General features: G+C 71.4%; 7 protein-coding genes. 2 read left to right on the top strand and 5 right to left on the bottom strand.

All coding sequences use genetic code 11. From position 1 onward, the window contains the following. A partial coding sequence (locus GUY61_RS31040) for a PHP domain-containing protein (protein ID WP_166633580.1) occupies positions 1 to 438 on the bottom strand: 438 nt, incomplete at its 3' end. Positions 439 to 579: 141 nt separating this feature from the next. Between GUY61_RS31040 and GUY61_RS31045 the strand changes: the two genes are divergently transcribed. After that, on the top strand, positions 580 to 1,623 hold the full coding sequence (locus GUY61_RS31045) for a DUF3533 domain-containing protein (RefSeq protein ID WP_166633581.1): 1,044 nt from the start codon (positions 580 to 582) through the stop codon (positions 1,621 to 1,623). 277 nt (positions 1,624 to 1,900) lie between these two features. Here GUY61_RS31045 and GUY61_RS31050 read toward each other — a convergent pair whose 3' ends face one another. The 3 genes from GUY61_RS31050 to GUY61_RS31060 all read right to left on the bottom strand — a co-directional run bounded on the left by GUY61_RS31050 (position 1,901) and on the right by GUY61_RS31060 (position 5,885). Beyond that, complete coding sequence (locus tag GUY61_RS31050) at positions 1,901 to 2,899, bottom strand: slipin family protein (protein ID WP_166633585.1); 999 nt, start codon at positions 2,897 to 2,899, stop codon at positions 1,901 to 1,903. Between the two features lie 154 nt (positions 2,900 to 3,053). After that, positions 3,054 to 3,956, bottom strand: coding sequence for a trypsin-like serine protease (locus tag GUY61_RS31055; protein WP_166633582.1), 903 nt, complete (start codon positions 3,954 to 3,956; stop codon positions 3,054 to 3,056). Positions 3,957 to 4,658: 702 nt separating this feature from the next. Beyond that, positions 4,659 to 5,885: a DUF5685 family protein gene (locus GUY61_RS31060; RefSeq protein WP_166633583.1), complete on the bottom strand. Its 1,227-nt coding sequence runs from the start codon at positions 5,883 to 5,885 to the stop codon at positions 4,659 to 4,661. Positions 5,886 to 6,165: 280 nt separating this feature from the next. Between GUY61_RS31060 and GUY61_RS31065 the strand changes: the two genes are divergently transcribed. Next, on the top strand, positions 6,166 to 6,600 hold the full coding sequence (locus tag GUY61_RS31065; protein ID WP_166633584.1) for a cell division protein SepF: 435 nt from the start codon (positions 6,166 to 6,168) through the stop codon (positions 6,598 to 6,600). 29 nt (positions 6,601 to 6,629) lie between these two features. On the opposite strand, the gene GUY61_RS31070 is transcribed toward GUY61_RS31065, so the two are convergent. Then, positions 6,630 to 7,745 (bottom strand): acyl-CoA dehydrogenase family protein, encoded by a 1,116-nt coding sequence (locus GUY61_RS31070; RefSeq protein ID WP_313896955.1) that lies wholly within the window; start codon positions 7,743 to 7,745, stop codon positions 6,630 to 6,632. Between the last annotated feature and the right edge of the window lie 85 nt (positions 7,746 to 7,830).

Below are 7,830 nucleotides of genomic sequence, written 5' to 3' on the forward strand. Positions count from 1 at the left end.
GCACAGCTCGGCCCAGCCGGCCGCCCCGTCCCGGGCGAGGAAGGTGACGCGGGGCGCGGACTCGTCGACGAAGGCTCCGCCCCGGGCGGGCGTGCGGGGGCGCCGGGACGTGTCCGCCCCGCCCGTGGAGGCCATGGACATGAAGCCTGTGGCCCCGGGCCCCGGGGATGCCGGCGAGCCCGGGGATGCCAGGGGTCCCGGGTGTCCGGCGGATCCTGCGGGTCCGGTCACCGCCAGCTCCACCCCGAACAGCGGCCGCACCCCGGCCTCGGCGCAGGCCCTGGCGAAGCGGACCGCGCCGGAGAGGGTGTCGCGGTCGGTGAGGGCGAGGGCGTCCATGCCGCGTTCCGCTGCACGCTCGGCCAGCCGTCCCGGGCGGCTCGCGCCGTAGCGCATGGAGAATCCCGAGACGGTGTGCAGATGTGTGAATCCGGACATCCGCACCTCCTGGACCAAGCCCGTCTCGCCTCCCTCTCTCCACCATAGACCAAGTTTCGAACATCCGTACGATAGTGCGCCGGGTCAGCCATTCGGCCCGCCCCACCTGCGCGAACCACGGCCGCGGTCGAGCTTGGGTGCATGACCCAGACGAACGGGGACGACCCGCCCGGCTTCCTCGGTGAGCTGAGGGACGCGGTCAGCACCAGGGCCGCGCTGCTGCTCATCGGCGTACTCGCGCTGCAGCTGGCCTTCGTCGCCTCGTACATCGGGGCCTTCCACGAGCCGGAACCGCACGAGATCCCGATCGCCGTGGTCACACCCTCCCAGGACATCACCGACCAGGCGGTACGGCGACTCGGAGCGCTGCCCGGCGATCCCCTCGCCCCGCGTGCCGCCCAGGACGAGGCGACGGCGGTACGGAAGATCCGCGACCGCCGGCTCGACGGCGCGCTGATCATCGACCCCGGTGGCAGCACGGACCGGCTGCTCGTGGCGAGCGGCGCGGGAGCCGCGCTCTCCCAGACGCTCACCGAGGTGGTCGGGGACGCCGAGAAGGAGCGGCGGCGCACGGTCCTGGTCACCGACGTGGCCCCGGCCCACCAGGGGGACGCCCGCGCACTCTCCGCGTTCTACCTGGCGGTGGGGTGGTGCGTGGGTGGCTACCTGTGCGCCGCGGCCCTCGCGATCAGCGCGGGCGCCCGCCCCGCCAACCCGCACCGTGCCGTACTCAGGCTCGGTTCGCTCGCGGTGTACTCGGTCGTCGCGGGCCTGCTGGGGGCGGTGATCGCCGGGCCGGTCCTGGGCGCCCTGCCCGGCAGTGTCGCGGCCCTGTGGGGCCTGGGCGCGCTACTGGTCTTCGCGGTCGGCGCGGCCACCCTGGCCCTCCAGGGAGTCGCCGGGGTGGTGGGCATCGGACTGGCGATCCTGCTCATCGTCGTCCTGGGCAATCCGAGCGCCGGCGGCCCCTACCCCTATCCCCTGCTGCCCGGCTTCTGGCGTGACATCGGCCCCGCCCTGCCTCCGGGCGCGGCCACCTGGGCGGCACGCTCGATCGCCTACTTCGACGGCAACGCCGTCACCGGCCCGCTGCTGGTGCTCTCCGCCTGGGCCGCCGCCGGAGTCGCCGTCACCCTGGCCGCCTCCGGCCTGCGCCGCAGAAGGCGAAGGCCCCGCCGCACCTGAGGCGCGGCGGCCAACAACTCGGCAGGCGACAGCGCGAGCCGGACACGATGCCCGAACCGCCGCCCGACCAGGGCAGCTTGACTCATGACCGCAACGACATCTTTTCGATCTATGTCACCAGGATGAATCCTGATCTCGATATACACACCACACCGGCCGCTACGTCCATCGCGCTCACGCCCACTTGGCACGGTAAGACCTCTGGACCGCCCGCCCACCGCCGCCGAACGCGATGTGCGTCGTGTACTGCAAACACTTGTCGCGGTTCGCGCCGTCATCACGTGTGGGGCTGGTCCTGCGCCTCGGGCTCGGGCTCGCGCTCGCGCTCAAGCTCCGGCTCGGCGGGGGCGGTGAGTTGGGCGAGCCGGGCAAGCTGGGCCAGCTGTTCGGGGGCGAGCGGCAGCTGCGGCCCCTCGGACCCCTCCGGCTGATCCGACTGGTCGGCCCGATCGGACCGATCGGACCGATCGGACCGATCGGACCGGTCCGGCCGGGACGGCTGCTCCTGCGGGTACTGCTGCTGGGCGCGTTCGAGGAAGCGCAGCAGCTCCACCGGGAAGGGCAGCACCAGCGTCGAGTTCTTCTCGGCCGCGACCGCCACCACCGTCTGCAGCAGCCGCAGTTGCAGGGCCGCGGGCTGCTGCGACATCACCCCGGCGGCCTCCGCCAGCTTCTTCGACGCCTGCAGCTCCGCGTCGGCGTTGATCACCCGGGCCCGCCGCTCGCGGTCGGCCTCGGCCTGCCTCGCCATGGACCGCTTCATGGTCTCGGGCAGGGACACGTCCTTGATCTCGACCCGGTCGATGGTCACACCCCACTCGACGGCGGGGCTGTCGATCATCAGTTCCAGGCCCTGGTTCAGTTTCTCCCGGTTGGAGAGCAGATCGTCGAGCTCGCTCTTGCCGATGATGGACCGCAGCGACGTCTGCGCCATCTGGGAGACCGCGAAACGGTAGTCCTCGACCCTGATGATGGCGTCGGCCGGATCGACCACCTTGAAGTAGACGACCGCGTCCACCCTGACCGTCACATTGTCCCGGGTGATGCCCTCCTGGGCCGGGATGGGCAGGGTGACGATCTGCATGTTCACCTTGCGGAGCCGGTCGACGCCCGGAACGATCAGAATGAGGCCGGGCTCGCGCACCTTCTGCCGCAGCCGGCCGAGCCGGAAGACCAGTCCGCGCTCGTACTGCTTGACGACCCGGGCGGCCGCCGTCACGTAGACCGCGCCGAGGGACGCGGCCGTCGCCGCCGCCACCACCAGATCTTCGACCATCTCGGCCCCCAGGGTCCGGTACGAGTCCACGCCGACACGGGTGTCTCCTACACGGTAACGCCGACGAGCCCCCGCCCGGAGATTCCGGACAGGGGCTCTCGCGCTGCCACCGCGCGTCCGCGCGGAAGGGACCGCGACCCGGTCAGTGGCCCGGTCAGAAGACGCTGACCCCGTAGGCGCTCAGGGCCTCGGTGACCGGCTGGAAGAAGGTCGTGCCGCCGGAGGAGCAGTTGCCGCTGCCGCCGGAGGTCAGACCGTAGGCGATGCCGCTGTTGGAGTAGAGCGGACCGCCGGAGTCGCCGGGCTCGGCGCAGACCGTGGTCTGGATCATGCCGTAGACGATGTCGCCGCCGCCGTAGTTGACGGTCGCGTTGAGCGCGGTGACCCGGCCGCTGTGGGTGCCGGTGGTGGAGCCGCGGCGGTAGACCGTGGTGCCCACGCTCGGGGTGGCCGCGCTGGTGATGTCGACGCTGCCGACGGTGCCGGACTTGGTGACGGAGCTGTTGGTGTACCGGACCAGACCGTAGTCGTTGGTCGGGAAGCTGGAGCCGGCGGTCGAGCCGAGCACCGTCGTACGGCCGGAGTTCGAGTACCACGTGCCCGCGCCGTCGGTGCAGTGACCGGCGGTCAGGAAGTAGTACGTGCTGCCGCTGCGGACGTTGAAGCCCAGCGAGCAGCGCCAGCTGTCCGCGTAGATCGCGTCGCCGCCGGAGATGAGCTTGGAGAACTTGCCGGGTGTGCGCTTGATCTTGACGGCGGCGGCGTTGTCCCCGGCCTCCTTCTTGATCTGGGCGATCTCGGCGGCGGAGACGGTGCTGTCCGCGGTGACGACGACCGCCCCGGTGGCCTTGTCCGTGTACCAGGCGGTGCCCGGCACATCGGCCTCCAGCACCGCCTCGCTGACCTGGGCGAGTTCGGTGGTGCTGAAGGTGCCGGCCTGCTCCGCGCTCGCGGTGGGGACGGTGAACGCGGCCGCGGCAACGAGTCCGGAGGCCACGGCGATCAGCCGGGCACGTCTCGAGATGCCGCTGCGGGGGGTGGTGCGCTTGATCCTCACTTCAGTTCCTCCAACAGGAATCGAAGGCCCACTGTGGGGTGGGCGGGCCTGTGAGGCGCAGTCGAGGAACTCGGCACGCCGGAATGATCTTCCCGGATAGTGGGGGGTCACCGGATTCCGGACACGCCGTGCTCCTGACAAGCGCTGCGAGGGAGTTTTCCGGCGCGGGGCAGGAAGCCGCAAGGGCGCCTTTCGGCCGTCTACGCGCGTACGCCGCAGCGCCCCGGCGGCCGACCTCGGCCGCCGGGGTGCGCGCGTGACTCGTCCCGGTCGCCAGTAGGACGAATCCACGGACGGTCAGGTTCCGTTGGGCGTCCGGCGACCGGACGACAAGGCGGTCATCCGCGGACAGGAGGGGACGGACGGTGCGCCTCTGCCGCCGGGCTGCACCGTGGCGCGCGGGGCGGCCGGTTCGCCCGCCGCCGAGGGCGGTTCCGCACGCGGCGGCCGGGACCGCGAGGGCCAGGCACGACACGGTGAAAGGGCAGCTGATCCGTGCTCCCGCCCCGGCCCTGCGGTGAGGACTCACGGCTCGGCGCACATGGCGTCAGACCCGCGACGCGCACGGTGGGCGCGTCCCCCGCGCCACCGCCCGGACGATGGCCTCACGCGGCCGGAATTCACCCCTCCGCACAGCTGGTACGTCTATAGGACCCCGCCCGGAGCCTTCGATCGCCCGGCCGCACCGGACCGGCTTTCGATTCAGCCGTCGCAGGGGCAGCAGCAGTCGCAGCCGTCACAGTTGCAGTTGCAGTCGCAGTCGCGGCAGCACCCTTCGCGCTTCTTGCGGGACCAGGGGCCCTCGTATTCCTTGGCGCAGCACAACTGGCAGGTGCAGCCCAGCCAGAGGAAGGCGCCGCAGCCCGCCCAGAAGCCGCGCGGCTTGGGCTGCTGCGGTCCGGGGACGAAGCCGCCACCGCCACCGGCGCCACCGGCTCCGCCGCCCCCGTAGGGGTTACCGCCGCCGTAGGGGTTCCCGGTTCCCCCGGCGTACACATGTCCGCCCTGGCCACCGTTGCCGTGCTGCTGCGGCCCGTGGCCCTGATGGGCGGCGTACCCCTGGTGCCCGCAGCTCGTCGTACCGAAGGCCCGGTCGACCGAGCGCCGCAGCTCGTGCACCAGCAGTACGTGCGCGAGCCGGCTGTCCGTGAACTCGGTGTCGCGCAGCGCCAGTCGTATGCCCCGCAGCGCGTCCTCGGCGAGCCTGCGGGCCTCTTCGAGGCCGGTACCGGTCACCGTCAGCGGGTTCCAGGCGCCCGTCTCGGTGTCCTGCTGAAGATCCTCCACGGCGTCCAGCAGGTGGGCGAGGCGGCCGAAGAAGCGCCCCGCCTCGGCGAGGGGTGCCGCGTTTCCCGGCCGCCCGGCGAGCACGGCGGTGTGGGCGAAGGCCGCAGCGGTTGCGGTTTCGGTGGGCTCCGTGACGGCCAGCAGCGGTGTGCCCAGGCCTGCGACAAGCTCGATACCGAGCTGCCGGTCCACCGCGTCGACCAGCACATTCGTGTCGAATCCGAGCTCGGCTCCGGTGCGCGCCCCGGCTCGGTCCCAGCTCGTGGCGACCCGGCGGGCAGCGGCGGCCACCGGCCGCCGGCCCATGATCCCGTCGCGGTCCGCGACATGGTCGCGTACCTTCGCGGAGGCCAGCACCAGCGAGACGGCGGCGGCCAGCCGCGCGCCCTCGCCGCGGGCGACCGGCGCGGTCCGCATCCCGCGCAGCGGGCAGGGACCCGCGGTGCGCCGCCACCCGCTCCCGCGCTCGGACTGAGCCTCCGTCAGAACCGAGACGAGGAGCCCGTCGTAGTTGGTGGCGGCCCGCGCGAACTGTCCGTGGTCCCCGCGCAGTGCGAGGCAGAGGCCGCACAGATGGGCCAGCCACTCCGTCTTGAGGCCCTCGCCCAGGCGGTGCGTGCAGGGCCTGACAATTCCGAACAAGCCGACTCCCCCATGTCGTGAATCCGACGGCTGTCCGGCATCGTAACGACGGGTCCGTTCACCCGTACGACGGCCTCATCACCCGTTCGGTGCGATGAGTCTTATTTTTCACCCGGACAGCAGCAGCATGCCTTGGGAACCTTGACGAATCGCCATAAGTTCTGCACCAGGAGTGTCACGAAACCACCGCGCGGCGACTATCCCCTTGGCGCAGTATCCGCATCATGGACGACCATAGGGGTAGCGGAGATCCATGTAGCCGCGGTGAGAGGAGGCGTCCATGGGATCGGTGCGCAGGGCGAGTGCCTGGCTGGGCCTCGTCGACGAGAACGACGAGCGTTACTACGACGACGACTACGCCGAGGAGCCCGGTCACGCGGACGCCTGGGTGACCAACCCCCGGGTGCGGGTGGCGGAGGAGACGGCCCAGGAGCAGGGCCGCCGCATCGCCACCATCACCCCGGACAGCTTCCGGGACGCCCGCGCCATCGGGGAGATGTTCCGCGAGGGCGTCCCGGTGCTGGTGAACCTGTCGGTCATGGAGTCCGCCGACGCCAAGCGCATCGTCGACTTCGCGGCCGGCCTGACCTTCGGGCTGCGCGGCTCCATCGAGCGCGTGGCCACCCGGGTGTTCCTGCTCACGCCCGCGCGGTACCAGGTGGTCAGCGGTGACACCGCGGGCCGCGCCCAGGACGGCTTCTACAACCAGAGCTGACGGCAGGGCCGCTCATCGGCCCCTTCCCGCTACCGGAACGCGTCCAGTCCGGTGAGCGCCTTGCCGAGCACCAGCTGGTGCATCTCGACGGTTCCCTCGTACGTCAGGACGCTCTCCAGATTCGTCGCGTGCCGCATCACGGGGTATTCGAGGGAGATCCCGTTGGCGCCCAGGATCGTCCGGGCCGTGCGGCAGATCTCGATCGCCTCCCGCACATTGTTGAGCTTGCCGAAGCTGACCTGCTCCGGCCGCAGCGTACCGGCGTCCATCCGCCGCCCCAGATGGTGGGCGAGCAGAATCCCCTTGTGCAGTTCCACCGCCATGTCGGCGAGCTTGGCCTGGGTGAGCTGGAAGCCGCCGATGGGCCGCCCGAACTGCTCCCGCGTCCTCGCGTAGTCGACGGCCGCCTCGAAGCAGGAGCGTGCCGCGCCCACCGAGCCCCAGACGATGCCGTAGCGCGCGTGGCTGAGGCAGCTGAGCGGCCCGCGCAGCCCGGTGACCTCGGGCAGGACCGCGTCGGCGGGCAGCCGTACGTCGTCCAGGACCAGTTCGCTGGTGACGGAGGCGCGAAGCGACCACTTGTGCTTGATCTCGGGCGCGGAGAAACCGGGGGTGTCGGTGGGGACGACGAAGCCCCTGATGCCGTCGTCGGTACGGGCCCAGACGACGGCCACACCGGCCACCGTGCCATTGGTGATCCACATCTTGCGGCCGCTGAGCACCCAGTCGTCGCCGTCCCGCTTGGCGTAGGTGCGCATGCCCGCCGGGTCGGAGCCGTGGTCGGGCTCGGTGAGCCCGAAGCAGCCGATGATCTCGCCGGCGGCCATGCCTGGCAGCCACTGCTGCTTCTGGTCCTCGCTGCCGAAGCTGTGGATGGCGTACATCGCGAGGGAACCCTGCACGGAGACGAGGGAACGGATGCCGGAGTCCGCCGCCTCCAGCTCCAGGCAGGCCAGGCCGTACTGGGTGGCACTGGCCCCCGCGCAGCCGTAGCCCTCCAGCGACATGCCGAGCGCCCCGATCGAGCCCAGCTCGCGGGCGAGCTCGCGGATGCCGGGCAGCTCTCCCCGCTCGTACCAGTCGGCGATATGGGGCAGGACGCGGTCGCCGGAACCGCCGGTTCGTGAGTACTCGGCGCACTTCACCTTGGGGGCGTCGGCCCCGACGGTCCCCCCTTCGGAGCGGTAGACGGTGAAGAAGGCGCCGTTGGACAGTTCACCGTCCAGTGAC

The organism is Streptomyces sp. GC420 (genome assembly GCF_009916105.1).
Lineage (GTDB): Bacteria > Actinomycetota > Actinomycetes > Streptomycetales > Streptomycetaceae > Streptomyces.

Coding starts and splice junctions, on each gene's coding strand:
- GUY61_RS31065 (WP_166633584.1), top strand. CDS start 6,166: ATGGGATCGGTGCGCAGGGCGAGTGCCTGGCTGGGCCTCGTCGACGAG.
- GUY61_RS31045 (WP_166633581.1), top strand. CDS start 580: ATGACCCAGACGAACGGGGACGACCCGCCCGGCTTCCTCGGTGAGCTG.
- GUY61_RS31050 (WP_166633585.1), bottom strand. CDS start 2,899: ATGGTCGAAGATCTGGTGGTGGCGGCGGCGACGGCCGCGTCCCTCGGC.